Raw genomic sequence first — 26,158 nt, 5'->3', positions numbered from 1 at the left:
TACACTTTTAATTTTGCAGAGTAGTTTAATTGTTTAACTCTTTAATAATTATATCCAAACAATGGGAAAGACGTACATGTGCGTCAGGAAAAATATCTAGTTGATGAAGATAGTATTTTAAGGAACTTTTACACCATTGGTAAGCACTAAGTAGAGCTGCTCTATAGTCTGTAGTATTTTGTAAAAAGCCATATTCTTTTGCTGTTATAACGAGGTGTGTGAAATCTTCACAACCTTGAAGGAGCTTATTGTGTATTTGTTGTCCAGCATGGTAGCGAAATTGACTTAAAGGCTCAGAAATGTATATTGCATTTCCTTTAGAAAGTAAAGAAATCCATGAGGCCATATCAACACTACAAGAATATTGTCGCTCTTTAAGGGTGCCAAAAGGTTCAGTGAGCAATTCCTTTCGGAACAAGGTAGTTGTAGGCTCACCGATAATGTTGTGTCCACCCTTTAACATCCAATTACCTAAAAATATCCCGTTTAATGGGGTGTCTTCACTATATAACCTTTGTGTTGGATGGGAATCACCTATTAGATTTCCATGATCATCAATGCGTACTCGATAAGAAGTAACAAGAGCAAGATTTTTATTGGGATCTTGCTCAAAATAGGTCATCATTTTTTGTATTTTATGCTTATAAAACACGTCATCGTCCATTAAAAAATTTATATACTCACCATTTGATTTTTCTATGAGCATAAGGTCATTGTGAAATTGTCCTAGAGTAGGGATATTTCGAATGTATGTTATATTTTTATAATTTGGTAAGTATTGTTCGCGTATTAAAGTTGCTGTTTCATCATTTGTACTATCATCTCCGATGATGATTTCAATATTAGAATAAGTTTGTGCCAATGCACTTTCTAGAGCAATTTTGAAATAATGAGGCCGATTATAAGTAGGAATAAGGATGGAAACGAGAGGTAGATTTTTTTCATTCATCATACATAACTTCCTTTCAGAAGCTTTTTTTTGTAAGAACAATATCTTGGTAACTTGTATATTCATGTCTGCCGCACCATAAACCGTAATGCGGCTTATTGATTATTTCTAGGCCGTACTTATTCAATAGATTGCAAATATCTGTCTCAGGATAAGCAACTGCGAAATTCGGAATATCTTTATTTACAACGTAGCAATTTTCGATTCGATGATAAAAACCTAATGTACTTTGTCCTGCATTTAAATAATAGGACGATTCAGGATTTATAAGAAAGAATGTAATGAAACATCTCCCGTCTTTTTTTAATACACGTACAATTTCAGATACGTAATGTTCTAATTCTTTTGGAAGAAGATGCGTAAATACAGAAGTTAAAAAGATAAAATCGAATGTCCCGTCTTCATAGGGAAAACGATATTGAGAGGCATCTTCTTTTCCTTCTGGATTATAGAATTGATTGTATATGTCAACATGTTCAAAGTGAAAATTATTACGCATAGTTGAAATGTTATTTTGACACCAAGCAATTCCATCTTTAAACAAATCAAATCCATAATACGCTCCATCATCATGTAAGTAATTCAATAATGGTACAGCCATTCGGCCGACGCCGCAGCCTACATCTAATACTTTTTCATTTGGTTTTAAAGCGCCAATTTGAATAAAATGCTTTAGGAACTCTTTTCCAACTTTTTTGAAGTCGCCACCTACATATTGGACGAGTTCAGGAGGGGGGAGTAAAGTCATTTCTTTGTTAAGTTCGCTCATGAGTATACCCCTTTCTTGTATGAGAAGATGCAGTAAATCTATTAATAAAATTTTCAATTTGTAGTGAGAGAACACAGGAAAACAATTGTTATATGTAGGGAGATTCCGAAAAAGAATACTTAATTGGATTAGAAGTAAGAGAAGAATGAGTGAAAATGGAATCTCCTATAGATTAAATCTTTTTTATTCTTTTCTCCAATAAACGCCAAATACATCAATTTTAGTAATAGGGGCTTTTAAATTTCGTTGGTTTCTAAAGTCTGTCACAGCCTCAGCGCATGGCGGTAGCCCGTAGTCATCGATAATTATATAGCCACCTTTAGAAACTTTATCATATAAGTTCACGAGACCATCCATTGTGGATTCGTACATATCACCATCAAGCCGTGCAATTGCAATTTTTTCAATTGGTGCTGTTGGTAAAGTATCTTTAAACCAGCCTTTTAAAAATTTCACTTGATCATTTAGTAAATCATATTTTTTGAAATTCTCTTGTACTTGTTCTAAAGAGACGCGTAAGTAATCGAATGTGTGTAAATAATCACCGTAATCTTTTGGATATTGTTCTAGATTCGGTGCTGGCAAACCTTCAAATGAATCTGCAACCCACACATTACGATTCGTAATGTTGTTTGCTTGTAAAAAACCATTCATAAAAATGCATGATCCTCCGCGCCATACACCTGTTTCAATAAAATCTCCTTCTATATTTTCACGAACAACGGTTTCCATCGCTTCTTGTAATTGGTTCATACGTTCTCGACCAATCATACTATGTGCTGCTCTTGGCCAATCCATTCCATCATGGCGTTCACTTTTTGAAACATTTGGTTTTACAATTTTTAAGTTATGGTTTTCAGCATATTGCTTAATGAATAAAGGGAGAGGGACTGTAACTGGCTCGAATTCTAGTTCTTTTGAAATATGTAGAGATGCGGGTAAGTATGCCTCATATTCTAACCATATTTCAAATAAAATGGTCTTCTTTAGCAATTCGAGATAAAGCTGAACAGCAGATTTACTTTCCATATTTGTGCCTCCTGCAAAATGTCATACAACAATATGATTATGTAGATAGCGAATGTTTCATGATTGAATTTGAAATTGAAAAAGCAGTAAAACTGATATCAGTTTTACTGCTAAGTAAAAAATTAAGCGATTTTTTCAATAATAATAGATGCATTTGTACCAAGAGCTAATGATAGCCCAAGTCCTGTAACGATTACTTCAACTAATGATGGAGTTGTCGTAATTTGCGTAATTGCTTGAACAACGATAGGTGCTCCAACTGAGATTAAAGTAGCCCCAGTACCTGGTACAGATACCCCATTTACTTGGATTGTAAGCCCCCCTAATACACTTATTGCCGCAGTATATACGATAACAGTGATTTTATAGAATCCAGTTTCAGCAATAACGAAAGTATCAGCATCTAATTGAGAAATTGCTGTACCAAACTGAGATCCAACAGTATTAAATGGTACTGGAGCATTTAGTCCAAGATCTAAAGAAATTCCAGCGGAGTTAAATGCATACAATCCTGCTGGAAGTCCTAGTCCGGATGGTCCAGTCGGTCCAGTCGGTCCAGTCGGTCCAGTCGGTCCAGTAGCTCCAGTGTCACCAGTCGGCCCCGTAGGTCCAGTAGCCCCAGTGTCACCAGTCGGCCCCGTAGGTCCAGTAGCCCCAGTGTCACCAGTCGGCCCCGTAGGTCCAGTCGGCCCAGTGCCACCAGTCGGTCCAGTCGGTCCAGTCGGTCCCGTAGGCCCAGTCGGTCCAGTCGGTCCAGTTGGCCCGGTAGGTACAGTCGGCCCCGTAGGTCCAGTCGGTCCAGTCGGCCCGGTCGGCCCAGTCGGAAGGGTAAACGGTGGTATCGGTGGTAATGTAGGTCCTACAAGATTAGGGTCAAATGCACTAGCTGATAAAGATTCATCGGGATTTAATCCATTTGAATAATTATTATTTGACATAAATTCACCTCCATAAAGCGTTCATTATATAGTAGATGCAAAACCGAAAGAAAATGACACGGACATTTGAATTATTGAAAAGAAATCTTAAACTACTTGAACAATTTAAAAAAATGGAAAGTTTAGTATATGTATAACATATGATTGATTTGGAAGAGGGTGATTATGTTGAACAAGCAAGGAATTACAATTAGTTTATGTATGATTGTTCGAGATGAGGAGGAGACAATAGCCCGTTGTTTAGAAACAGTTGAAAAAATTGTGGATGAAATTATAGTAGTTGATACAGGTTCCGTCGATCGAACGAAAGAAATCGTAGAGAAATACACTTCTAACATATATGATTTCCAGTGGATTGATGATTTTGCAGCAGCAAGAAATTTTTCTTTTTCAAAAGCGACGCAAGAGTATATATTGTGGCTAGATGCAGATGACGTCTTATTAGAAGATGCTCAAGAAGCATTGAAACTTTTAAAAAGAGAATTAGATCCTAAAATTGATGCTGTTTCGATGCCTTATCATCTTGCAATGGATTCTAACGGGAAACCTTTATATTGTACAAAAAGAAATCGACTTGTAAAGCGTGAAAAACAATTTCAATGGTTTGGAAAGGTTCATGAGTATTTAGCTATTTCTGGTGAGGTTTTTAGTAGTAATGTTGCTATTACACATAAAAAAGAAAAAAAAGTAACAAATCGTAATTTGAAAATTTTTCAAAATACTGTAGCGGCAGGTGAAGAATTAAGTCCGAGAGATTTATTTTATTACGCAAATGAATCTACGGATAACCAAAAATATGATGATGCAGTTCTTCTATATGAAACATTTCTTAATCAAGACGAAGGATGGTATGAAGAGAAAATTTATGCATGTGGTAAGTTAGGAGATTGCTATGCAAAGCTAGGAATGTGGGAGAAGGCAATGGAATCTTGTGTGAAGTCGTTTCGGTATGACGTCCCTAGAGGAGAGAATTGTACAAGAATAGGATATATATATATGGAACAAGAAAAATATAATGAAGCGATATTTTGGTTTAAACTTGCCACGGAAGTACCAATGGCAACGGAAAGTCCTTTCCATAGTCCAGCTAGCTACACATGGCTACCCTATTTACAAATGTGTATTTGTTATAGCAGGTTAGGGGAGCAGGATAAAGCGTATTATTACAATGAATTAGCAGCTTCTTATGTTCCGAATAATGCTGCAATTGAATATAACCGTAAATATTTTCGGGGAGTTTTTGATAAACCATATAAAGTGTAATAGGTTTCGTTTTTTAGAAATGATTTATCGCTATTCTAACTCTAATAGATTGGTTATATATTAGAGTATCAGTAACGTAACCAATATAAATAAAAGATTTTATACTGCTATTTGCGGGCTAATAATTATTGGGGGATGAACAAAAACTGCACTTTATAGAATTCATATGAGATTTATATTTCTAATTCAATTTGCATAAGGAGTGTGTGAAATGAATCGCGAAAAAAGTTCTTTATATGAAGAAAAATCCGAGCATTATTATAATGCAGCGAATCCGAATTTATTAAAGCATATAAAAAAGGAATGGAAAGAAGTTCTTGATATTGGTTGCTCGAGCGGTGCATTGGGAGCAGCTATTAAAGAAAACGGTACACGTGTATCAGGAATAGAGGCATTTCCAGAGGCGGCAGAAAAAGCGAAGGAAAGACTAGATCATGTTATTTTAGGGGATATAGAAAAAATAGATCTTCCTTATGAGGAGGGGCAATTTGATTGCGTCCTATTTGGGGATGTATTAGAGCATTTATTTGATCCGTGGGCTGTGATTGAAAAGGTTAAGCCATATATAAAGCAAAATGGTGTGATTTTAGCAAGTATACCAAACGTTGCTCATATTTCAGTATTAGCTCCCTTACTTGCTGGAAATTGGACGTATACAGAATATGGTTTATTAGATAAAACACATATTCGTTTCTTTACATTTAATGAAATGCTAAGAATGTTTTTAAAAGCAGGATATTCAATTAGTAAAGTAGATCGTGTATATGTTGATCATAAAATGTATGAGCCGCTTATTGAGGAGTTATATGGAATTTGTAAAAAATATCGTCTTGGAAGTGGCTTCATGGCTGAGACAGTTGTATTTCAGTATATTATTGAAGCTGAAAAATCACAATTATGAGTGCTGCAGACAAAACAATATTATTTGTTACATGCATAAATGATCGGAAATTGTATGCAAACTGCGTGCGACATATATTGCAATTGTTAGTACCGCCAGGGTATATTGTTCAATTTATGCCGATTCGAAATGCGAAAAGTATGACGAGTGGATACAATCAAGCCGTTTCGCATCCAGCGAAGTATAAAGTGTATTTACATCAAGATGTTTTTATTATAAATAGGGCTTTTTTATACGGATTACTTCAATTATTTGAGGAACATGAAAACCTTGGGATGATTGGGATGGTTGGAGCGCAATATGTTCCTCCGACTGGCGTATGGAACGAAGGGCGTGGAATTGTAGGAAAAGTCATTGGTTATATGAATGATTTGTTTTATATGGCAAGTTTAGAACAACCGTATCATGAATCAAAAACATTTATTCCTGTAGAATGTATTGATGGTTTATTAATGGCGACACAATATGATGTTCCGTGGCGAGAAGACTTATTTGACGGATTTGATTTTTATGATGTATCCCAATCATTTGAATTTAAAAAAGCAGGATATACAGTCGGTGTACCTGTACAGCGCGATGCTTGGTGTATCCATTATCATTTTGATGTGAATATGACGAACTATGAAAAGTATCGGAAAATATTTGTGGAACACTATATGTCAGATGTAAATAAGGAAGAATAAAAGGGGGGACAAAAATGAAAGATCATACAATATTAGTCGTTGTTTGTGTAAATAATGAGGAGCTTTTCAAACAATGTGAGAGCCAAATAAGAAACATTTTTGTTCCCCCAGGTTACACAGTACAAATTTTTCCGATACGAGATGCACAAAGTATGGCAAGTGCTTACAACCGAGCCCTTTTATATCCAGCGAAATACAAAGTGTATATACATCAAGATACATATCTTATTAATCGAGACATGTTTTCTACACTTATATCTCTGTTTAAAGAAAATGAAAAGCTTGGTTTAATAGGAGTCGCTGGGGCTCAGTTTTTACCGAATAACGGGATATGGTGGGAAGGGAAAAATTTAGTAGGGAAAGTGATTGAGTATAGAAGACGGAATTATCAATTATTAAATTTAGATCAGGTTTTTTATGGTAATCAACCATTTTTGTCAGTTCAGGCAATTGATGGTTTATTCATGGCAACGCAGTATGATATTCCGTGGCGAGAAGATTTGTTTCAAGGGTTTCACTTTTATGATGTGTCACAGTCTTTAGAGTTTCAAAGGGCTGGTTATTTAATCGGTATCCCAAATCAAGCAAATTTATGGTGTATTCACTACAACGGGGATGAGTTTGATGCGGATACATATGAGAAGTACCGGAAAGTGTTTGTAGAACATTACAAAGATATATTATCTCCATCATAAAGGAGAGATGCAAAGTGAAAGGAATTATTTTAGCAGGTGGTACTGGATCAAGATTATATCCAATAACGAAAGTAACGAATAAACATTTACTTCCTGTTGGTCGGTATCCGATGATTTATCATGCGGTATATAAGCTAAAACAATGCGATATTACAGATATTATGATTATTACAGGTAAAGAGCATATGGGGGATGTTGTTAGCTTTTTAGGGAGTGGTCATGAATTTGGAGTGTCCTTTACGTATCGTGTGCAAGATAAAGCGGGCGGGATCGCACAGGCGTTAGGACTTTGTGAAGATTTCGTCGGGAATGATCGTATGGTAGTTATATTAGGGGATAATATTTTTTCAGATGATATTCTTCCGTATGTTGAAGAGTTTGCAAACCAAAAAGAAGGTGCGAAAGTGCTATTGCAATCTGTAGAAGATCCCGAAAGATTTGGCGTAGCACATATTCAAAACCGAAAAATAGTTGAAATTGAAGAAAAGCCGAAAGAGCCGAAAAGTTCTTATGCGGTTACGGGAATTTATTTGTATGATTCGAAAGTCTTTTCTTATATTAAAGAATTAAAACCTTCTGCACGGGGAGAACTTGAAATTACAGATATAAATAATTGGTATTTAAAGCGAGGGGTACTTACTTATAATGAAATGAGCGGCTGGTGGACTGATGCGGGAACTCATGCTTCGCTTCAAAAGGCGAATACGTTAGCACGGGATATTAATTTTGGGAAACAGTTTAACGGAGAATAGGTGAGAATATGAAAGTTGTAGAAACAAATTTTACCGATGCAAAATTGTTAGAACCGAGGTTGTTTGGAGACGATCGTGGCTTTTTTTCAGAGAGCTATAATAAGCAGGTGCTAGAAACATTAGGGATAACGTATTCATTTGTACAGGATAACGTATCTTATTCGGCTAAGGCAGGAACGATTCGGGGACTACACTTTCAAAAAAATCCGAAAGCACAAACGAAACTCATTCAAGTTATGCAAGGGGCAATTTATGATGTTATCGTTGATTTACGAAAAAAATCACCGACATTTAAACAATGGAAAGGATATATTTTAAGTGCAGATAATCATCGGCAATTACTAGTGCCAAAAGGGTTTGCACATGGATTTTGCACGCTTGTCCCGCATACTATCGTTATGTATAAAGTAGATGAATATTATAGCGCAGAGCATGACTCAGGATTACTTTGGGAAGATAAAGATTTAGCAATTCCTTGGCCAGTAACCGATCCTATATTGTCCGATAAGGATCAGATATTACCATTACTAGAGGAATATGAAGATAGTTTTTAAGTAGGAGAGTTGTTTATGAATATATTAGTAACAGGTGGGGCTGGATTTATTGGAAGTAATTTCGTTCATTACATGCTACAAAGTTATGAAACATATAAAATTATTAATTACGATGCATTAACATATAGTGGGAATTTAAATAACGTAAAATCTCTTCAGGATCACCCGAATTACTCTTTTGTAAAAGGAGAAATTCAAAATGGAGAGCTATTAGAACACGTTATAAAAGAGCGAGACGTACAAGTGATTGTAAATTTTGCAGCTGAATCACATGTGGACCGTAGTATTGAAAATCCGATTCCTTTTTATGATACAAATGTAATTGGAACGGTCACTTTATTAGAACTAGTTAAAAAATATTCGCATATAAAACTTGTGCAAGTGTCAACGGATGAAGTGTATGGCTCTTTAGGAAAAACAGGGAAGTTTACAGAGAAAACACCGTTAGCTCCAAATAGTCCATATTCTTCAAGTAAGGCGAGCGCGGACATGATAGCTCTATCTTACTATAAAACATATCAATTACCGGTTATAGTAACGCGTTGTTCTAACAATTATGGACCGTACCAGTATCCTGAAAAATTAATTCCATTAATGGTTACGAATGCACTAGAAGGAAAAAAACTACCGCTATATGGTGATGGTTTAAATGTAAGAGATTGGTTACATGTAACGGATCATTGCAGTGCGATTGATGTTGTTCTGCATAAGGGACGTGTAGGAGAAGTATATAATATAGGTGGAAATAATGAAAAAACAAATGTAGAAGTTGTGGAACAAATTATTACTCTTTTAGGAAAAACAAAAAAAGACATTGAATATGTTACAGATCGTTTAGGGCACGATCGTCGTTATGCGATTGATGCAGAGAAAATGAAGAATGAATTTGATTGGGAACCGAAATACACGTTTGAACAAGGATTACAAGAGACGGTGAAATGGTATGAAAAGAATAAGGAATGGTGGAAACCACTAAAAGATTAGTAAGGGGTATGTTAAATGAAAGAGAGGGTTATCATAACAGGAGCAAACGGTCAATTAGGAAAGCAACTATTTGAAGAGTTAGACTCTGAAGAATATGATATATATCCATTTGATAAAAAGTTATTAGATGTGACAAATATATCCCGAATACAACAAGTGGTACAAGAAATAAAACCACATATAATTATTCATTGTGCTGCCTATACGAAAGTAGATCATGCGGAGAAAGAACAGGATTTTGCGTATAGAATAAATGCAATCGGAGCTCGAAATGTAGCGGTTGCTTCACAATTAGTAGGGGCGAAGCTAGTTTATATTAGTACTGATTATGTATTTCAAGGTGCCAGACCAGATGGATACGACGAATTTCATAGTCCAGCGCCGATAAATATATATGGGGCCTCTAAGTATGCGGGGGAGCAGTTCGTCAAAGGGTTACATAATAAATATTTTATCGTTCGCACATCGTGGCTATATGGTAAATATGGAAATAATTTCGTGAAAACGATGATGCGATTAGGAAAAGAAAGAGATGAAATATCCGTTGTAGCGGATCAAGTTGGCTCTCCTACGTATGTGGCGGATTTAAATATGGTTATTAATAAGCTCATTCATACTTCTTTATACGGTACATACCACGTATCAAACAGTGGTTCATGCTCTTGGTTTGAATTTGCACAAAAGATATTTTCGTACGCCAATATGAAAGTGAATGTATTACCTGTTTCAACGGAAGAATTCGGGGCTGCAGCTGCGAGACCCAAATATTCTGTTTTTCAACATAACATGCTACGATTAAATGGTTTTTCACAAATGCCGTCTTGGGAAGAAGGATTAGAGCGGTTTTTTATAGAAACCAAAAGTCATTAACAAATTTCTGTTAATGACTTTTTTGTTTGCCTTTAAGCGGTTTTATGGTACTATAATTATAGTATCAGGTACTAATAACAAGTATAAGTATTTCTGGGAGGATATATCATGGAACTATTACAAGGGAAAACATTTGTTGTTATGGGCGTTGCGAACCAAAGAAGTATTGCATGGGGAATTGCTCGCTCTTTGCATAATGCAGGTGCAAAATTAATATTCACATATGCAGGAGAACGTTTAGAAAGAAACGTTCGTGAATTAGCGGACACATTAGAAGGACAAGAATCACTTGTATTACCTTGTGATGTAACGAATGATGAGGAACTTACAGCTTGCTTTGAAACAATTAAACAAGAAGTAGGTACTATTCACGGTGTAGCACATTGTATTGCTTTTGCAAATCGCGATGACTTAAAAGGTGAGTTTGTAGATACTTCTCGCGATGGATTTTTACTTGCACAAAATATTAGTGCATTCTCTTTAACAGCTGTAGCAAGAGAAGCAAAAAAAGTAATGACAGAAGGCGGAAATATTTTAACGTTAACATACCTTGGCGGCGAGCGCGTTGTGAAAAATTATAACGTTATGGGTGTTGCGAAAGCTTCATTAGAAGCGAGCGTGAAATATTTAGCGAACGATTTAGGTCAACACGGTATTCGTGTTAACGCTATTTCTGCAGGACCAATTCGTACGTTATCTGCAAAAGGTGTAGGCGATTTTAACTCAATCTTAAGAGAAATTGAGGAGCGCGCACCACTTCGTCGTACAACAACGCAAGAAGAAGTTGGCGATACAGCAGTATTCCTATTCAGTGATTTAGCACGCGGTGTAACAGGAGAAAACATTCACGTTGATTCAGGGTATCATATCCTAGGATAAATATAATATTAATTTTTAAAGGACAATCTCTAAATGCTGAGATTGTCCTTTTTATTTGTTCTTAGAAAGAACGATTTTTAACGAAAGTTCTTACCACGTGATGAATATAACTATAATAGTACACGATTTATTTAGCTACGTATGGAAGTGGGAGGGACGAGTGTGAAGAATAAAAATAAAAGTTCAACAGTTGGAAAACCGTTGTTATATATCACGCAAGTAAGTTTAGAACTTGCTGCACCGAAAATAAAAAGGATTATCCTGACAAACTTTGAAAATGAAGATCAAAAAGAGAAAAGTAATAGACAAGAAAATATTGTAAGAAGTGCTGTGGAAGAGGTAATAGAACAAGAACAACAAGAAGAGCAGCAAGTGGAAGAAAAAATAGAAGAAGAAAAAGAAGAACACATAGAACAAGAAGAGCAAGAACCAGAACCAGTAAGAACTGTCCCGTATAATAAATCATTTAAGGATATGAATAATGATGAAAAAATTCATTTTTTACTAAACCGCCCTCATTACATTCCGAAAGTAAGATGCAGAATAAAAACAGCTACAGTCTCATATGTTGGATCGATCATATCGTATCGTCATGGCATTGTATCTATTATGCCGCAAAATAGTATGAGAGATATTAGGTTGTCTATAGATGATATCCAATCGATTAGTATGGCCGGTTTTTAAATATGTAAAGGTGGTAGAAAGCTTCTACCACCCCAATAGTTTTTTAGTTTACTTTACGATAGAAACGTCGCGTAAGCATTGAATCGCACAGAAACAGCTTAAATCAACAGTAATGCAAGTAGTTGTAGATATTAATCTTGCATTTGGTACAGCTAAAAACGTACAAATTGGATCGTCACCAGGTGGTACCGGAGTACCGTCACCTAATACTACAGTTAATACACGTAGCACAGCACAGCTATCATCATCTACACTTTCCACACGGAAAATTGGAGATCGGCAGCTAGTAAGGCTTGAAGATGGTGCAAATGCTTCAAAAGGTTCTCCAGTTTTTGTGTATAAAATAAAAGGGCGTGTATTTGCTACTGATGCAGTATTGTGTGCACCTAAAAATGGGATTTCACAACCAGATCCACATGTTGTTGTAGAACAATCTTGTAATTCATTGATGAATTTTACAACGTCAACTACACAATGAGAAGAGCCATGGTGTTTATTTTCGTTACAACTCATTAATGTCACTCCTTATCTTCTTGTTTGTATTTACATTAATAAGATATTGGAGTCGAGGAGATTTGGTCACAATCTCAAGACCTTTTTTTTTAAATAGGCGAAAGAGGATAAGGGTAGGTGGAATTATGCTGTTTACAAGCTGGCTTTTATTTTTTATTTTTGCGTTAGCTGCTTTTAGGCTCACTCGTTTAATTGTTTATGATAAAATTACAGCCTTTTTGCGAAGACCATTTATTGATGAATTAGAGATTACGGAGCCGGATGGAAGTGTATCAACGTTTACAAAAGTGAAAGGTAATGGATTAAGAAAGTGGATTGGCGAATTATTAAGCTGTTATTGGTGTACAGGTGTATGGGTTAGTGCTTTTTTATTAGTCTTATATAATTGGATCCCTATCGTTGCGGAACCGTTACTTGCATTATTAGCTATTGCAGGAGCAGCAGCCATCATTGAAACAATTACAGGATATTTTATGGGAGAATAATATATTTTCATAATACGAGAAAAAGCGGAGTTTAAAAGAATGAGGGAACGGAAATAAAGAGTTGTTCATATAGTAAATAGACAGAATTGACAGTAGAGGAGATGTTTGCTGTGAGCAATAATCCAAGGCAGAATTCATATGACCTGCAGCAGTGGTATCATATACAGCAACAACACCAAGCACAACAACAGGCATATCAAGAACAATTACAACAACAAGGATTTGTGAAGAAAAAGGGATGCAATTGCGGGAAAAAGAAGAACACAATAAAACAATATGAAGAATGAAACACTCATGCTACTGTGAGTGTTTTTTATTATGTATAAAAAGCGGTATTTCTGTATTAGAAATACCGCTTTTTACTAGCTAATTTGTGCAACTGTTAATGCTGCCGCACGGATGTCTACAGTTCCAATTAACTCAACTGGCACAATTTGAATTAAGTCACCAGGATTTAAGTTAATAAGAATAACACCACTGGATACATCTACTTCACCAGTACCAATAACGTTAGAACGAACTGCTGTACCTGATCCAGGAATAATGTTAGCTGGTGTATTTAATGATAAGAAGAAACGACCAGCTTCTGGTGCAGTAGGTACGTTATCAAGACTAATTGTTAATGTATAACTAATTTGATAAATACCAGCTCGTAGAATTCGAATGCCATCTCCGACACTTACTGTATCGTTGATTACAGGAACAGTAATATTTGGGTTTGGACTTACACTAGGTAATAGTAGTGGTGTAAATAGTGAAGCGAACTGAGGTGCAGAAGCATTGAAAGCAAAACCAAAGGCAGGTAGTGTACTAGCTGGTTTTGCCTCGCAATCGATTTTAGTAAATTCGCAATCAGAAGAGAACATGTTTTTCACTCCTTTATCTGTTTCTACTTTCAGTTAATGAAAAGGACAGGTTCTATGTTCTAGACAAGTTCCCAATTTTAAGAAATTTACATAAGAATACTCTTTAAGCATGGATTGGGTGGCAGAATTATCTGCCACCCAATCCATGCTTAACTCATTATTTAGTTTTAAATAGAAACATCACGTAAGCATTGAATAGCGCAGAAGCAACTTAAATCAACAGTAATGCAAGTGGAGGTTGATATTAGTCTTGCATTTGGTACAGCTAAAAACGTACAGATTGGGTCGTCACCAGGTGGTACAGCGGTACCATCACCTAAAACTACAGTTAATACACGCAATACAGCACAGTCATCATCATCTATACTTTCTACGCGGAAAATGGGAGAACGGCAACTAGTAAGGCTTGAAGATGGTGCAAATGCTTCAAAAGGTTCTCCAGTTTTTGTGTATAAAATAAAAGGACGTGTATTCGCTACTGATGCATTGTTATGTGCACCTAAAAATGGAACTTCGCAACCAGATCCACATGTTGTCGTTGCACATTCTTGTAGTTCATGTATAAAACGAACGACATTCGATACACAGTTGAAATCACACTCATGTTGATGATCTTCATTACAATTGCAGCTCATTATGTTCACTCCTTCTCGTGAGTTCTGACATACACTATTACAATATGAGTGGGATATGGCTGATATTACGTTAATTCTTACGATAAAAACAAGGAATTTATATAGGAGGGATGTACATAGCGTGATATAAAAAAAGACATCCTTATTTAGTGGATGTCTTTTCAGGTAAATCTTTTCGCACAGTATATAAAAAACGAGATATATCTAATTTCTTTCCTCTGAAAAATTGCGGAGAAGAAATGTAAAGTTCTTCTTTCGCACGTGTAATGGCGACATACAGTAACCGGCGTTCTTCTTCTAACGCTTCAGAAGTTTCCGTAACACGATCATTTGCATCTTTTAAAGAAGAAGTATGGGGCAGGATTCCATCACTCGCTCCAAGTAAAAAGACACATGGAAATTCAAGGCCTTTTGCGTTATGAATTGACATAAGTGAAACGGCATCTTTTTGCGGCATTGTTTTTAATGCTTCCATTTCTTTTTGACCTTGAATCGCCTCGTCGATAAATTGTAAATAAGCTGGAATATCGGTGAAACGAGTGGCAGACTCCATTAATTCTTCCAACATTTCTTCTTGTATGTCTTTATGCATTGTAAAGGAAGAACGATCGTTACTTTGCAAGTACTCTAAATATTTTCCTTTACCATGAATGATTTCTTTTAATGCTTTTTTCGGTTCTAATTCTTTTATAAATTTAATAAAATCGATGCGCTCATTTACCTTTTTCACTTGAAAAGGTTTTAAGCTTGGATTTAATAGTAAGAAATGAAGAAGAGAAGGGAAGCGCCCCTCACCATATTTCCATTGTTCACGTTCAATAAATGAAATACAATCATCACGTCCGATATACATCGTCGGTAATATGTTTGAAAGTGATTCTAGTCGAAACGGCTCAATCACAAGTCGTAGATGATCTAATACAGGCTTAATTAAAGAATGTTCATAAAATGATTGGCTCGCTCCGTGTTTAATAAACGGGATTTTATGGATGGTAAGCTGATCAAGTAACGAACGACTTACAGAATGTGTGCGATACAGTAAACAAAAATCTTTAAAGTTACGTTCACCACTCTCTACTTTTTCTTGAATAAGCTGCAAAATTTGATTTGCTTCATCAAGAGTCGTAGCAGGTCTTGCATAAAAAGGTTGTACACCTTCCTCACGAACAGAGTATAGCTCTTTATCAAAACGTTCTTGATTTAATTTTATAACTTCATTTCCAAGCCCGACGATAAAGGGATTGGATCGATAATTCGTATTTAGTGCAATGATTGTTGTGTTATCAAATTCTTTTGGAAAAGATAAAATAATTTGGTGACTTGCTCCTCGCCAGCCGTATATCGCCTGGTCGTCATCACCTGCGATAAATAAATTATTTCTTGGCGTGGCTAACAATTTTACAATTTCATATTGTGCATAGGATGTATCTTGAAACTCATCTACTTCAATGTAGTGAAAACGTTGTTGTAATTGAGTTAGTAAAGGAGCATTATTTTCTAACATATAATATGTTTCCAATAAGATGTCATCGAAATCAATATAATTGTATCTTTGTTTTACCTCTTCAAAACGTTCGTATACTTCTTTAAATTCTTGTTCGACTGGTGTTTTCGCTTTTACATCTTTCGGACGATTTAATTTGTTTTTCTCAAGTGAAATCATCGCGAGCATCGTTTCCGCATCGTAATCGTCTTTTAAACGCAATTCTTTTAAAATTTTTTTTATCATAATTTGTTTATGTTTTTCATTTGCTAAAATTTGCTGATTATACCCTTGGCTACGAAGCAATTTTAAGAAAACAGAGTGGAATGTACCAGCAACAACGTAACTACTTGCTGCATGATTCATACCCGGTAACTTCGCAACACGACTTCGTATTTCTTCAGCTGCTTTTTGTGTAAATGTAAGTAATAAAATATTTCGTGGATGAACTTGTTTTACATTTACTAAATAACCTACGCGAGTTGTTAAAACAGATGTTTTTCCGCTTCCGGCACCAGCTAGTGTAAGAACAGGACCTTCTGTTGTACGCACGGCTTCTAATTGTTTTTCGTTTAAAAAAACATTTTGTTGTTCGAGAGCGCGGAAATAAGCCGCATCTACATCTTCTTCCATGATTAAATGGGTAGATGTTTTCGGAATATGATATGTCGCACGCGGAATATCAGCGTGTGTTAACGATTTTTGTGAAAATTTTTCTTGTGTCATATGTTCACCTTCAAAACTATAGCATCAACATTTAACTTTAGCGGAAGAAAAAGAAAATAGCAATGTAAAAAAACAGGAGGGATCACCTCCTGCTTTCAAATTACAATTCTTTTATCATTACGACGTGCGGGATATTAGCTTCCATAAATACATCAGAACTCGTTACATATCCAAGTTTTTTATAGAAATCTTCAGCATGTGTTTGAGCGTGAAGTTTCAATTTCGGTAGCGAATTTTCTTTTGCATACGCTTCAAGCGAATCCATAACAATTTTTCCGATGCCTTTTTTACGATGGGAATTTAGCACGCAAATGCGTTCCATTTTTCCTATACCATCAAGGGTGCGAAAACGTCCAGCACCAACTGGAACATCATTGTCATATATAACAACGTGTGTTGAAGTTTCTTCAAACTCATCGTACTCTTCTTCAGCAGAGACACGTTGTTCATTTACAAACACTTGTTTACGTACAGAGAATGCATCTCTTAGTTGTTCGTCCGTTTGTACAATCTGTGCGTGCAAATTAGTTGTTCCCCTTTCCAAGACGGAATGTTTCGTGTACAGTCCATGTTCCATTTTCTAATTGATATAAAAGATGGAAACGATCAATTGGTTGTTCGTAATAGAAATCTTTCATACGTAATCGGCCCAACACATCAGCATGCTCTGCATCTGATAAGCCTTGTCCGATTGTTAAATGAGGTACGAAAGCATATTCGCGTTCTTGCGTGAATAACCCGCTATGCATTTCTTCATTTAAGAAAGTAAGTTCAGGTGTTTTTTCTACTTTAAAGTAAAGGACGTTATTAACAGGTGCGAATGAACCAACTTTCCCAACATGAAGGGTGAAAGGGTTCGTTTTACTTGCGATTGTATGTAACTCGTTTACAATCGACTCTAATTGTTCATCTTGCGCCTCAAAGGGTGTTTTCAATGTAATATGTGGCGGAACTAATGCGTAGTGCGGGTCATAACGTTTACGCAATCCGTTCGCTTTATCTTGAATCATTTTAGATGGAAAAATTACAATGCCTAATTTCATGTTCCAATTCCTCCCTTTGTAAGTCTAGTTAGATTTTGAGATAAATAAATCTCTTTATCTATTATATCAAATTATTCTGAATACTGCTCTCTATTATTTCATTGATAGAATATGAGAGAAGGCTTTCGGTAAATCAGTCTGCCAATATTTCCAAGTATGATTGCCTTCAAATTCCTCATAATGCGTGATGAAGTTTCTATCTGTAAGAAGCGTATTTAACTCACGGTTCGGCCCTACGAAATCAGATACTTGTCCATCAGTACGCTTTACAGCCGTTTCTTCTGTACCGATGACGTGATACAGTTCTAACGCCTGTGGATCTTTGAATTCTTTTGCTAAGTTCATCACTGTCTCATCCACAAATGGTGATTGCATAACGACTTTACCGAATGTATGCGGATACATAAGTGCAGTCATAAAGGAAACTGTTCCGCCAAGAGAATCACCAATTAAAACACGACCTTTTCCCATTTGGTACGTTGGATAATTTTCATCAATATATGGTGCAAGTTCATGAGCAAGGAAACGAATATATGCAGCATTTTTTACTTCATTTGGGAAATATTTTTCTTTACGATCATGTACATTTTTATATGGAATACCGACAATAATTGTACGGTCAATTTCTTCGGTTTCACGAAGGCGCTCAATTACACGGTGCGCTTTACCAAGCTGAAAATAATCTCTACCATCTTGTGCAATTACAACTGTATGTTTGTGCAGTGGTGTGTAATTTACTGGTAAATAAACGAGAAGTGTAACATCTTCTTGAAGTGATGCGCTATAAAATGAAATTTCTTCAATTCTCCCTATTGTTTGACTCATGTAGATCCCCCTAAATAAAAATTTACTGTAACGATTGTAAGAGCGACGCTTGTAGTGAAAAGGAAAGAAATATTCACTAATTGGTGCCTTAATTTCTATTTTACCATAATGGTACGAAGAATCTAAAAAATTAGTATTTAAGTTGCGAAAGAAAACGGATATAATGAAGTGGGATTTTTGACAGGTGAGAGGGGAGACAGGATTTGAAACAAGAAAAATCAATCGCACTACCATTAGCAATTTCTATAATTGCCATTTCCTTTGCAGCAGTTTTTGTAAAGATGTCCTCAGCACCATCTTCAATATTAAGTATGTACCGCTTATGGATTATCGTACTTATTATGCTGCCTATCGTATGGAAAAAAAGAGAGGAATTTAATAAGATTCAAATGAAAGATTGGGGCTTTTTAATTGGATCTGGTTTCTTTTTAGCACTTCATTTTCTTTTATGGTTTGAATCTTTAAAGCATACAACAGTTGCTAGTTCAACAATTATTTTGGCACTTCAACCGATCGTATCTTTAGTTGGAGGTTTTTTTCTATTTAAAGAAAGAACAACATATTCAGCCATTGCAACGATGGGAATCGCTATTTTAGGAGTAATGTGCATTGGTTGGGGAGATTTAGGTTTAAGTAAGCAAGCAATTTATGGTGACATATTATCCTTTCTAAGTGTAATAGCGGTTGTCGGTTATTTATTTATCGGGCAAACGACAGTGAAGAAAGTATCGCACTGGATTTATAGCTTTACAGTCTTTGCGTTCGCAGGTCTTTTTATGGGGATTTATAATGTTATATTACAAGTACCCTTTACAGGTTATACGAAGTGGGATTGGACTGTTTTTCTTTTACTTGCGGTTGTGCCGACAGTGTCACATGTAATTAATAACTGGCTATTAAATTATGTAAATGCAACGACAATTTCAATGAGTATTTTAGGAGAACCTGTTGGAGCATCTATACTTGCGTTCTTCTTACTTGGAGAAAAATTAAATGCAATGCAAATGATCGGTAGCATGCTTGTATTGTTTGGTGTATCTGTTTTCTTAATGCAGCAACAAAAGCGAACAGCAAAAAATGTCGTAAACGAGCCGGTGTATACACAGGAATTATAATGTTAGAGAAGAAAAGAGAAGTTATGATACTTCTCTTTTTGTTTTATAGAAATGCGGGCGTAGAAGGGGGAGGAAAATGGAAGAGATATTAAAGAAGTATATGAATAGATTTACAACACTAAGTGAAGAAGAGCAGCAAATGATCCTCAGTGAATTACAAATTGAAGAATATAAAAAAGGAACAGTGCTCCTAAGACAAGGAAATGTTCCATTAAAATGTTATTTTGTATTAAAAGGATGCGTTAGGCAACATAGTATAGATGAAGCAGGGAAAGAAGTTACATCAAATTTTTATACAGAAGAACAGGCAATTTCGAATTTCAACCATCATAAACAAGATAAATCTTCATCTTTTTTTATTAACCTTGTAAAAAGTAAAAACTAAAATATTGAAATCAAGTAAAAGAGTGGCTACGAAGCCACTCTTTTACTTTGGATTTGTCATATAAGGTTGTACATGAATGACACATAGGTCACGAAATTTGCCTTCAGCAGTTGTGACAATTACGACTGCTTTACCTGCACTTTTTCCAGTAATCGTCACGGTGTCACCTTTTGGATATATGGTGATGATATCAGAATTCATATTTGACCAAATAAGCTCTTTATTCGTTGCTTGTATTGGCAAAATGGAAGCTGATAACACAATGTTTTGTCCCGTTTTTATTTTTAATTTATGTTTTTCCATGTGAACACCGATGACTGAAATAACAGAAGGAGCAATTGAAATTTTAGGCGGGTTAGGTTGCATGTTTAAACAAGACGCAGAAGTATTTGTGATAGGTGAAAATTTTCGTGTTTGTTGTTGCTGGAAAGCTGCTAACATGTTGGAGTCCCCTTTCTGTATAAGTGCTGATACTCATACTATAAAGGAGTAGTGTTATGTTAAATTTAACGAAACATAAAGAATTTGTTAAATTTGATAAGAAGATTGTCGAACTGTAAAAAATCTCTGCTGTTACGATAACAGCAGAGATTTTTTTATAAATTATGACGATGTTGTTTTTCGAAATCCTCAAATTGCTCTTCAACTTCTTTTGAAGGTTGTGTTAGTAAACTAACAATTACGATGGCTAGTAAACTAATAGCGAAACCTGGAATCATTTCATATAAGAAATCTTTTAAGAATTTGAATTGAGTCCATATAATAACAGTAGCGGCACCAGAAATCATACCAGCAAGCGCGCCCCATTTCGTCATACGTTTCCAATATAAGCTTAATAAAATAGCAGGTCCGAATGAAGAACCAAACCCAGCCCAAGCGTATCCAACAAGAGCTAAAATCGTATCATTTTGTTTAAGCGCTAATGCACATCCAATTAAAGCGATAACAAGAACAGCCATACGACCGACAAATACAAGTTCTTTATCAGAAGCATCACGCTTAAAGAATGTTCTATATAAGTCTTCTGTTACTGCACTCGAAGTAACGAGAAGTTGAGAAGAAATTGTACTCATAATAGCTGCTAAAATAGCTGCTAATAAAAATCCAGTAATAAGTGGATGGAATAAAATAGTGCCAAGTTCAACGAAAATCGTTTCTGGATCAGAAAGTTTTAAACCTGCTTTTGAATAGTATGCAATACCGATAAGGCCAGTAAACATAGCTCCAGCAACAGAGAAAATCATCCAGCTCATACCAATACGTCGTGCACTTTTAATTTCTTTTACAGAAGAAATCGCCATAAAGCGTACAATAATATGTGGTTGTCCAACATAACCAAGTCCCCATGCGAATAATGAAATAATTCCTAATACAGAAGTACCTTTAAAAATATCTAATAATGCCGGATCGATAGATTTAATTGTTTCAAATGCTGGACCAAGTCCATTTACGTGCATAATTGTTACGACTGGAACAAGAATAAGAGCGACTACCATAATGATTCCTTGCACGAAGTCTGTCCAACTTACAGCTAAAAATCCACCAAATAATGTGTAAGCTACGACAACTCCACCAACGATAAGAAGACCAACATGGTAATTGAGTCCAAATGAATTTTCGAATAATACAGCACCAGAGACAAATCCTGAAGCTACATAAAACGTGAAAAATATCATAATAACAAGTCCAGATACTAAACGTAGCATATGGGATTTGTCGTGGAAACGGTGTTCCAAAAATTCTGGGATAGTAATAGAGTTATTTGCAATTTCAGAGTAGGTACGTAAGCGAGGAGCGACATAGATCCAGTTTGCATATGCGCCTAATGTTAGGCCAATCGCAATCCAGCTACTACTTAATCCAACGCTAAACATTGCACCGGGTAAGCCCATTAAAAGCCAACCACTCATATCAGCTGCTCCAGCACTTAATGCTGTTACTGCGGGGCCTAGTGTACGCCCGCCAAGCATATAATCTGTTAAGTTGGATGTTTGCTTATAAGCGAAATAGCCGATAATTAGCATCCCGAGCATGTAAATAGAGATAGAAGTTAAAATTAACATCTGCGTACTCATGTAGTTCCCCTTTCTTTTGTCATGTCTTTTGATGCGTTATGCATATTTATCCCGCATGAACGGGCAGTAAAACTCCCACCTTAAAATTGGATGGGCAAGGAAGTTAGGTGGGAGATCAACTGCCCGTAAATGCCCGATTAGTTCAACTAATAATAAGTGGGGGATGAACAAAACCCCTACTGATTAAAGTTTCACTTTATAATCTATCATGATTATTCTGAAAAATCCATATAGAAATATGAATTTTCAGAAATGTAAGCGTTTTTCGATGTCATTTTACTTTTTTAATATATAATATTCATACAAAAAACCTTATTTTTAATAGAGTATTTATTATATTTACATAAAAAGAGGTTGTTTTGTCAATATAATATTGAAAGGAAAGAAAAATAAAATTTTTAAAAAAGTATTGACTTGTGAAAAAAGTCAGGTCTATAATGAGTGCAACTTAAAAAAATGCAAGCGTTGATGAAGAAGAGTACACATGATGAACATGTCAGAGAGCTGATGGTTGGTGCGAATCAGTATGGAATTGATGTGGAATGGGCTTCGGAGCTTCCAAACCGAAACGAAAGAAGTAGGCTTTGGCGACATGATCTCATCGATACAAGAGACACGTATTGTTTTTGATACGGTAAAGTGCGTTACATTTGTAACGAATTAAGGTGGCACCACGGGAGTACCCGTCCTTTCTATAGGATGAGTACTCCCTTTTTGTGTATAAAAAATTAAATAAATGAAATCGTTTAAGTAAGAAGAGTACGTATATTGGAGACGTTACAGAGAGCCGGGAATAGGTGGGAGCCCGGTACGGTGCCATATACGGAATGGGCTTACGAGAGGTATGCTGAACAATTTTTTCAGTAGGCAACCCGGGTTCCGCCGTTACAAGGATAAGGTATAAATTTTGTACCTGAACAAAGCGGGATGCTTTTGCATCCAACACGAGGTGGTACCGCGGTATATTTATCGTCCTCTACATATTTTCGATATGTAGAGGACTTTTTTATTTTTCAGGGCGAGGTGAAGGACATGATGACGAAAGAAGAATTTATAAAACAAAAAAGAGAGAGAAAGACATTTTTAGTAATCACTGAAGAAGAAGGAGATAGCATTACGCCAATTTCTTTATATAGACGTATGAAAGGGAAGAAGAAATTCTTATTAGAAAGTTCACAGCTTCATCAAGATAAAGGGCGTTATTCTTACTTAGGATGTAATCCTTATGGAGAAGTGAAAAGCGTTTGTACGGAAGTGGAACGAACGATTTACGGCCGGGCAGAAAAGTTACAAGGTAACGTACTACAAGTGTTAGAAGAAGTAATCGCACCATCACAAGTAGACAGTCCATTTCCATTTTGCGGAGGAGCAGTTGGTTATATTGGGTATGATGTCATTCGGCAGTATGAAAACATTGGAACGGATTTACACGACCCATTAAATATTCCAGAAGTACACCTTTTACTATATCGTGAGTTTATCGTTTACGATCATTTACGCCAAAAGTTGTCGTTTGTATATGTATGCAGGGGAGATGATTCAGCAGATTATGAGGAAGTATACGAAAGGATGCGAGTATACAAAGAGGAAGTGCTACAAGGAGAAGTAGCCGAAGTAAATGCAATACAATCCACATTATCATTTACTTCTTCTATAACGGAAAAAGAGTTTTGTGAGATGGTAGAAATTGCGAAAGAATATATAAGAGCGGGAGACATATTCCAAGTCGTACTATCACAGCGTTTACAAAGTGAATGTATTGGGGATCCATTCGCGTTATACCGAAAACTTCGAATTGCAAATCCATCACCATATATGTTCTATATCGATTTTCAAGATTATGTTGTACTCGGTTCTTCGCCGGAAAGTTTACTATCAGTAAGGGAGGATAAAGTGATGACGAATCCAATTGCTGGTACAAGGCCGAGGGGGAAAACGAAGAGGGAAGACGAGGAAATCGCAAAAGAACTGTTAGGCAATGAGAAAGAGCGAGCAGAGCATATGATGCTTGTAGATCTTGGGCGAAACGATATTGGTAGAGTGAGCGAAATCGGCTCGGTTACGATAGATAAATATATGAAAGTAGAAAAATACTCTCACGTTATGCACATTGTATCTGAAGTTTACGGAACATTGCGAAAACAGATGGGCGGATTTGATGCGTTAGCGTATTGCTTACCAGCAGGGACGGTTTCTGGAGCTCCGAAAATTAGAGCGATGGAAATTATAAATGAACTAGAGAATGAAAAAAGAAATGTATACGCTGGTGCAGTTGGATACGTTAGTTTTTCAGGAAATCTTGATATGGCGCTCGCCATTCGAACGATGGTCGTAAAGGATGAAAAAGCATACGTTCAAGCAGGAGCAGGAGTCGTTTACGATTCAGATCCAGTAGCTGAATATGAAGAAACATTAAATAAAGCGAGAGCGCTTTTGGAGGTAATGAAATGATTGTACTTATCGATAATTACGATTCGTTCACATATAACTTGTATCAACTGTTAGGCGAACATGAAGAAGAAATTGTAGTTGTAAGAAATGATGAAATAACGATAGAACAGTTAGAAGAGATGAATCCAAGAGGAATTGTACTTTCACCAGGACCAGGAAAACCAGAGGATGCTGGCATTTGTATCGACGTCATCCGTCATTTTTATAAGAACGTTCCCATATTAGGGATTTGTCTTGGCCACCAAGCGATCATAGCTGCATTTGGAGGAGACATTGTTAGAGCAGAACGTATTAAACATGGAAAAACATCGCGTGTGAAACATAACGGAATGTCAATCTTTTCATACGCTACACAGCCGTTAACGGCAATGCGCTATCATTCCCTTGTTGCAGAGCAAACGAGCTTGCCAGAGTGTTTTGACATATTAGCGACAGCGATGGACGACGGAGAAATAATGGCAGTCCGTCACAATTATTATCCGCTCTTCGGATTACAGTTTCATCCGGAATCAATCGCAACAGAAGAAGGCGGAAAGTTAATACGTGCCTTTTTAACAGAAGTAAAAGAGGAGGAAAGAGTATGAATAACTATCTTCGTAAATTAGTTGAGGGTCAACATTTAACAGAAGAGGAAATGTATAAAGCAGGATTACTTTTATTAAGTGAAAACATATTAGAAAGTGAAATTGCAGCTTTCTTAGTCTTACTGAAAGCGAAAGGTGAAACTGCAGAAGAAATATACGGTCTCGTTCGAGCTCTTCGCGAAAAGGCATTGCCGTTTTCGAACCATATACAAGGAGCAATGGATAATTGCGGGACGGGTGGCGATGGTGCTCAAACGTTTAATATTAGCACAACATCAGCATTCGTACTGGCAGGAGCAGGTGTAAAGGTTGCAAAACATGGTAATCGTGCTGTTTCTAGTAAAACAGGAAGTGCAGACTTATTAGAAGAACTCGGTGTAAATATTAGCAGTACGCCAAGCGAAATTGATTATTTACTAGAGCATGTAGGTATTGCATTTTTATTTGCACCAGCGATGCATCCAGCACTAAGGCGCATTATGAAAATAAGAAAAGAATTAAACGTACCGACGATCTTTAACTTAATTGGCCCTTTAACAAATCCAGTGAATTTAGAAACACAATTTGTCGGTATTTATAAACGAGATATGTTATTACCAGTTGCACAAGTATTACAAAAGTTAGGCCGGAAACAAGCGCTTGTCGTAAATGGAAGTGGTTTTTTAGATGAAGCATCATTACAAGGGGAAAATCACGTTGTCATTTTAAAAGATAATGAAATAGTTGAAACGAGTATTGAACCTGAGAAATACGGTTTCTCAATAGTGAACAATGAAGAGATTAGAGGCGGGGATTCGAAAGAAAATGCAAAGATTACAGTCGGCGTATTGAGCGGAGAAAAGAGTGTTTACCGCGATACCGTTTTATTAAATGCAGGTCTAGCTCTTTTCGCAAATGGAAAAACGGAAACGATTGAAGAAGGAATTAAACTCGCGGCACATAGCATCGATTCTGGAAAAGCATTAACCAAATTAAACTTATTAATTGCAGCAAGCAACGAAAAATTAGAAAGGGTGAACTAA

Annotated in this window: 29 protein-coding genes, 1 pseudogene and 2 other annotated features; of the genes and pseudogenes, 17 read left to right on the top strand and 13 right to left on the bottom strand. The window is 36.2% G+C overall.

What is annotated here, in order from left to right:
• Positions 1 to 25: 25 nt before the first annotated feature.
• The 4 genes from ACK1U5_RS12470 to ACK1U5_RS12455 all read right to left on the bottom strand — a co-directional run bounded on the left by ACK1U5_RS12470 (position 26) and on the right by ACK1U5_RS12455 (position 3,685).
• Entirely contained in the window at positions 26 to 952 is a 927-nt protein-coding gene (locus ACK1U5_RS12470; protein ID WP_069604911.1) for a glycosyltransferase family 2 protein, read from the bottom strand.
• A 13-nt stretch (positions 953 to 965) separates the two neighbouring features.
• Entirely contained in the window at positions 966 to 1,718 is a 753-nt protein-coding gene (locus ACK1U5_RS12465; RefSeq protein WP_069604910.1) for a class I SAM-dependent methyltransferase, read from the bottom strand.
• A gap of 183 nt (positions 1,719 to 1,901) precedes the next feature.
• A complete protein-coding gene (locus tag ACK1U5_RS12460; RefSeq protein ID WP_000444386.1) occupies positions 1,902 to 2,747 on the bottom strand; it encodes a TylF/MycF family methyltransferase in 846 nt (281 codons plus the stop codon).
• Between the two features lie 122 nt (positions 2,748 to 2,869).
• Positions 2,870 to 3,685, bottom strand: coding sequence for a BclA C-terminal domain-containing protein (locus ACK1U5_RS12455; RefSeq protein ID WP_242259169.1), 816 nt, complete (start codon positions 3,683 to 3,685; stop codon positions 2,870 to 2,872).
• A gap of 165 nt (positions 3,686 to 3,850) precedes the next feature.
• Between ACK1U5_RS12455 and ACK1U5_RS12450 the strand changes: the two genes are divergently transcribed.
• From ACK1U5_RS12450 to ACK1U5_RS12405, 10 genes are all read left to right on the top strand, one after another.
• On the top strand, positions 3,851 to 4,948 hold the full coding sequence (locus tag ACK1U5_RS12450; protein WP_069604979.1) for a glycosyltransferase: 1,098 nt from the start codon (positions 3,851 to 3,853) through the stop codon (positions 4,946 to 4,948).
• Between the two features lie 211 nt (positions 4,949 to 5,159).
• Positions 5,160 to 5,849: a class I SAM-dependent methyltransferase gene (locus ACK1U5_RS12445; RefSeq protein ID WP_001078432.1), complete on the top strand. Its 690-nt coding sequence runs from the start codon at positions 5,160 to 5,162 to the stop codon at positions 5,847 to 5,849.
• Positions 5,846 to 6,532, top strand: coding sequence for a glycosyltransferase family protein (locus tag ACK1U5_RS12440; protein ID WP_001271191.1), 687 nt, complete (start codon positions 5,846 to 5,848; stop codon positions 6,530 to 6,532). Before ACK1U5_RS12445 ends, ACK1U5_RS12440 begins: the two co-directional genes overlap by 4 nt.
• Positions 6,533 to 6,546: 14 nt before the next feature.
• A complete protein-coding gene (locus ACK1U5_RS12435) occupies positions 6,547 to 7,227 on the top strand; it encodes a glycosyltransferase family protein (protein WP_069604978.1) in 681 nt (226 codons plus the stop codon).
• A gap of 14 nt (positions 7,228 to 7,241) precedes the next feature.
• A complete protein-coding gene (locus ACK1U5_RS12430; RefSeq protein WP_000676160.1) occupies positions 7,242 to 7,979 on the top strand; it encodes a sugar phosphate nucleotidyltransferase in 738 nt (245 codons plus the stop codon).
• An 8-nt stretch (positions 7,980 to 7,987) separates the two neighbouring features.
• Complete coding sequence (rfbC, locus tag ACK1U5_RS12425) at positions 7,988 to 8,533, top strand: dTDP-4-dehydrorhamnose 3,5-epimerase (protein WP_000869413.1); 546 nt, start codon at positions 7,988 to 7,990, stop codon at positions 8,531 to 8,533.
• 15 nt (positions 8,534 to 8,548) lie between these two features.
• Complete coding sequence (rfbB, locus tag ACK1U5_RS12420) at positions 8,549 to 9,517, top strand: dTDP-glucose 4,6-dehydratase (protein WP_001024170.1); 969 nt, start codon at positions 8,549 to 8,551, stop codon at positions 9,515 to 9,517.
• Positions 9,518 to 9,532: 15 nt separating this feature from the next.
• Positions 9,533 to 10,387 (top strand): dTDP-4-dehydrorhamnose reductase, encoded by an 855-nt coding sequence (gene rfbD, locus ACK1U5_RS12415; RefSeq protein WP_000664649.1) that lies wholly within the window; start codon positions 9,533 to 9,535, stop codon positions 10,385 to 10,387.
• Between the two features lie 108 nt (positions 10,388 to 10,495).
• A complete protein-coding gene (gene fabI / locus ACK1U5_RS12410) occupies positions 10,496 to 11,266 on the top strand; it encodes an enoyl-ACP reductase FabI (RefSeq protein ID WP_000421886.1) in 771 nt (256 codons plus the stop codon).
• Between the two features lie 141 nt (positions 11,267 to 11,407).
• Positions 11,408 to 11,950, top strand: coding sequence for a spore coat CotO family protein (locus ACK1U5_RS12405; RefSeq protein ID WP_002196304.1), 543 nt, complete (start codon positions 11,408 to 11,410; stop codon positions 11,948 to 11,950).
• A gap of 48 nt (positions 11,951 to 11,998) precedes the next feature.
• Here ACK1U5_RS12405 and exsY read toward each other — a convergent pair whose 3' ends face one another.
• Positions 11,999 to 12,463 carry an exosporium assembly protein ExsY gene (gene exsY, locus ACK1U5_RS12400; protein ID WP_001277743.1) on the bottom strand — a complete coding sequence of 155 codons (465 nt, stop codon included), beginning with the start codon at positions 12,461 to 12,463 and terminating at the stop codon, positions 11,999 to 12,001.
• Between the two features lie 125 nt (positions 12,464 to 12,588).
• Between exsY and ACK1U5_RS12395 the strand changes: the two genes are divergently transcribed.
• Together ACK1U5_RS12395 and ACK1U5_RS12390 are read left to right on the top strand one after the other, a co-directional pair.
• The gene (locus ACK1U5_RS12395) at positions 12,589 to 12,948 is read left to right on the top strand and encodes a DUF1360 domain-containing protein (RefSeq protein WP_000899664.1); all 360 of its coding nucleotides are present in this window, start codon (positions 12,589 to 12,591) and stop codon (positions 12,946 to 12,948) included.
• 101 nt (positions 12,949 to 13,049) lie between these two features.
• A complete protein-coding gene (locus ACK1U5_RS12390) occupies positions 13,050 to 13,235 on the top strand; it encodes a hypothetical protein (protein WP_029948404.1) in 186 nt (61 codons plus the stop codon).
• A 75-nt stretch (positions 13,236 to 13,310) separates the two neighbouring features.
• On the opposite strand, the gene exsF is transcribed toward ACK1U5_RS12390, so the two are convergent.
• From exsF to ACK1U5_RS12360, 6 genes are all read right to left on the bottom strand, one after another.
• Positions 13,311 to 13,814 carry an exosporium protein ExsF gene (exsF, locus tag ACK1U5_RS12385; RefSeq protein WP_000492942.1) on the bottom strand — a complete coding sequence of 168 codons (504 nt, stop codon included), beginning with the start codon at positions 13,812 to 13,814 and terminating at the stop codon, positions 13,311 to 13,313.
• A 167-nt stretch (positions 13,815 to 13,981) separates the two neighbouring features.
• Entirely contained in the window at positions 13,982 to 14,449 is a 468-nt protein-coding gene (gene cotY / locus ACK1U5_RS12380; RefSeq protein ID WP_001277719.1) for a spore coat protein CotY, read from the bottom strand.
• Between the two features lie 142 nt (positions 14,450 to 14,591).
• Positions 14,592 to 16,658 carry an ATP-dependent helicase gene (locus ACK1U5_RS12375; protein WP_000191204.1) on the bottom strand — a complete coding sequence of 689 codons (2,067 nt, stop codon included), beginning with the start codon at positions 16,656 to 16,658 and terminating at the stop codon, positions 14,592 to 14,594.
• A gap of 100 nt (positions 16,659 to 16,758) precedes the next feature.
• Complete coding sequence (locus tag ACK1U5_RS12370; protein WP_000543307.1) at positions 16,759 to 17,181, bottom strand: GNAT family N-acetyltransferase; 423 nt, start codon at positions 17,179 to 17,181, stop codon at positions 16,759 to 16,761.
• Between the two features lies 1 nt (position 17,182).
• A complete protein-coding gene (locus ACK1U5_RS12365) occupies positions 17,183 to 17,701 on the bottom strand; it encodes a YjcG family protein (protein ID WP_000765863.1) in 519 nt (172 codons plus the stop codon).
• Between the two features lie 93 nt (positions 17,702 to 17,794).
• Positions 17,795 to 18,526 carry an alpha/beta hydrolase gene (locus ACK1U5_RS12360; RefSeq protein WP_000084013.1) on the bottom strand — a complete coding sequence of 244 codons (732 nt, stop codon included), beginning with the start codon at positions 18,524 to 18,526 and terminating at the stop codon, positions 17,795 to 17,797.
• A gap of 203 nt (positions 18,527 to 18,729) precedes the next feature.
• On the opposite strand from ACK1U5_RS12360, the gene ACK1U5_RS12355 reads away from it, so the two are divergent.
• Together ACK1U5_RS12355 and ACK1U5_RS12350 are read left to right on the top strand one after the other, a co-directional pair.
• The gene (locus ACK1U5_RS12355) at positions 18,730 to 19,641 is read left to right on the top strand and encodes a DMT family transporter (protein ID WP_000806935.1); all 912 of its coding nucleotides are present in this window, start codon (positions 18,730 to 18,732) and stop codon (positions 19,639 to 19,641) included.
• 76 nt (positions 19,642 to 19,717) lie between these two features.
• A pseudogene (locus ACK1U5_RS12350) lies at positions 19,718 to 19,990 on the top strand (Crp/Fnr family transcriptional regulator); the annotation flags it as partial.
• A gap of 78 nt (positions 19,991 to 20,068) precedes the next feature.
• Here the strand turns inward: ACK1U5_RS12350 and ACK1U5_RS12345 are convergent.
• Entirely contained in the window at positions 20,069 to 20,467 is a 399-nt protein-coding gene (locus ACK1U5_RS12345) for an Ig-like domain-containing protein (RefSeq protein WP_000878734.1), read from the bottom strand.
• A gap of 155 nt (positions 20,468 to 20,622) precedes the next feature.
• On the bottom strand, positions 20,623 to 22,101 hold the full coding sequence (gene putP / locus ACK1U5_RS12340) for a sodium/proline symporter PutP (protein WP_000107188.1): 1,479 nt from the start codon (positions 22,099 to 22,101) through the stop codon (positions 20,623 to 20,625).
• 456 nt (positions 22,102 to 22,557) lie between these two features.
• Positions 22,558 to 22,795: a binding site (T-box leader), on the top strand.
• A 42-nt stretch (positions 22,796 to 22,837) separates the two neighbouring features.
• Positions 22,838 to 23,081: a binding site (T-box leader), on the top strand.
• Between the two features lie 52 nt (positions 23,082 to 23,133).
• On the opposite strand from putP, the gene trpE reads away from it, so the two are divergent.
• Genes trpE through trpD form a run of 3 tightly spaced genes read left to right on the top strand, consistent with a single transcriptional unit; the run spans position 23,134 to position 26,158 of the window.
• Positions 23,134 to 24,552, top strand: coding sequence for an anthranilate synthase component I (gene trpE / locus ACK1U5_RS12335; protein ID WP_033685687.1), 1,419 nt, complete (start codon positions 23,134 to 23,136; stop codon positions 24,550 to 24,552).
• Complete coding sequence (locus tag ACK1U5_RS12330) at positions 24,549 to 25,136, top strand: aminodeoxychorismate/anthranilate synthase component II (protein ID WP_000636317.1); 588 nt, start codon at positions 24,549 to 24,551, stop codon at positions 25,134 to 25,136. The genes trpE and ACK1U5_RS12330 overlap by 4 nt, the downstream gene beginning before the upstream one ends.
• A complete protein-coding gene (gene trpD / locus ACK1U5_RS12325) occupies positions 25,133 to 26,158 on the top strand; it encodes an anthranilate phosphoribosyltransferase (RefSeq protein WP_030024037.1) in 1,026 nt (341 codons plus the stop codon). The genes ACK1U5_RS12330 and trpD overlap by 4 nt, the downstream gene beginning before the upstream one ends.

Source organism: Bacillus sp. XB1 (genome assembly GCF_053557995.1).
Note: the sequence above shows the minus strand (reverse complement) of the source record. Positions and strands in the feature narration are given on the sequence as shown.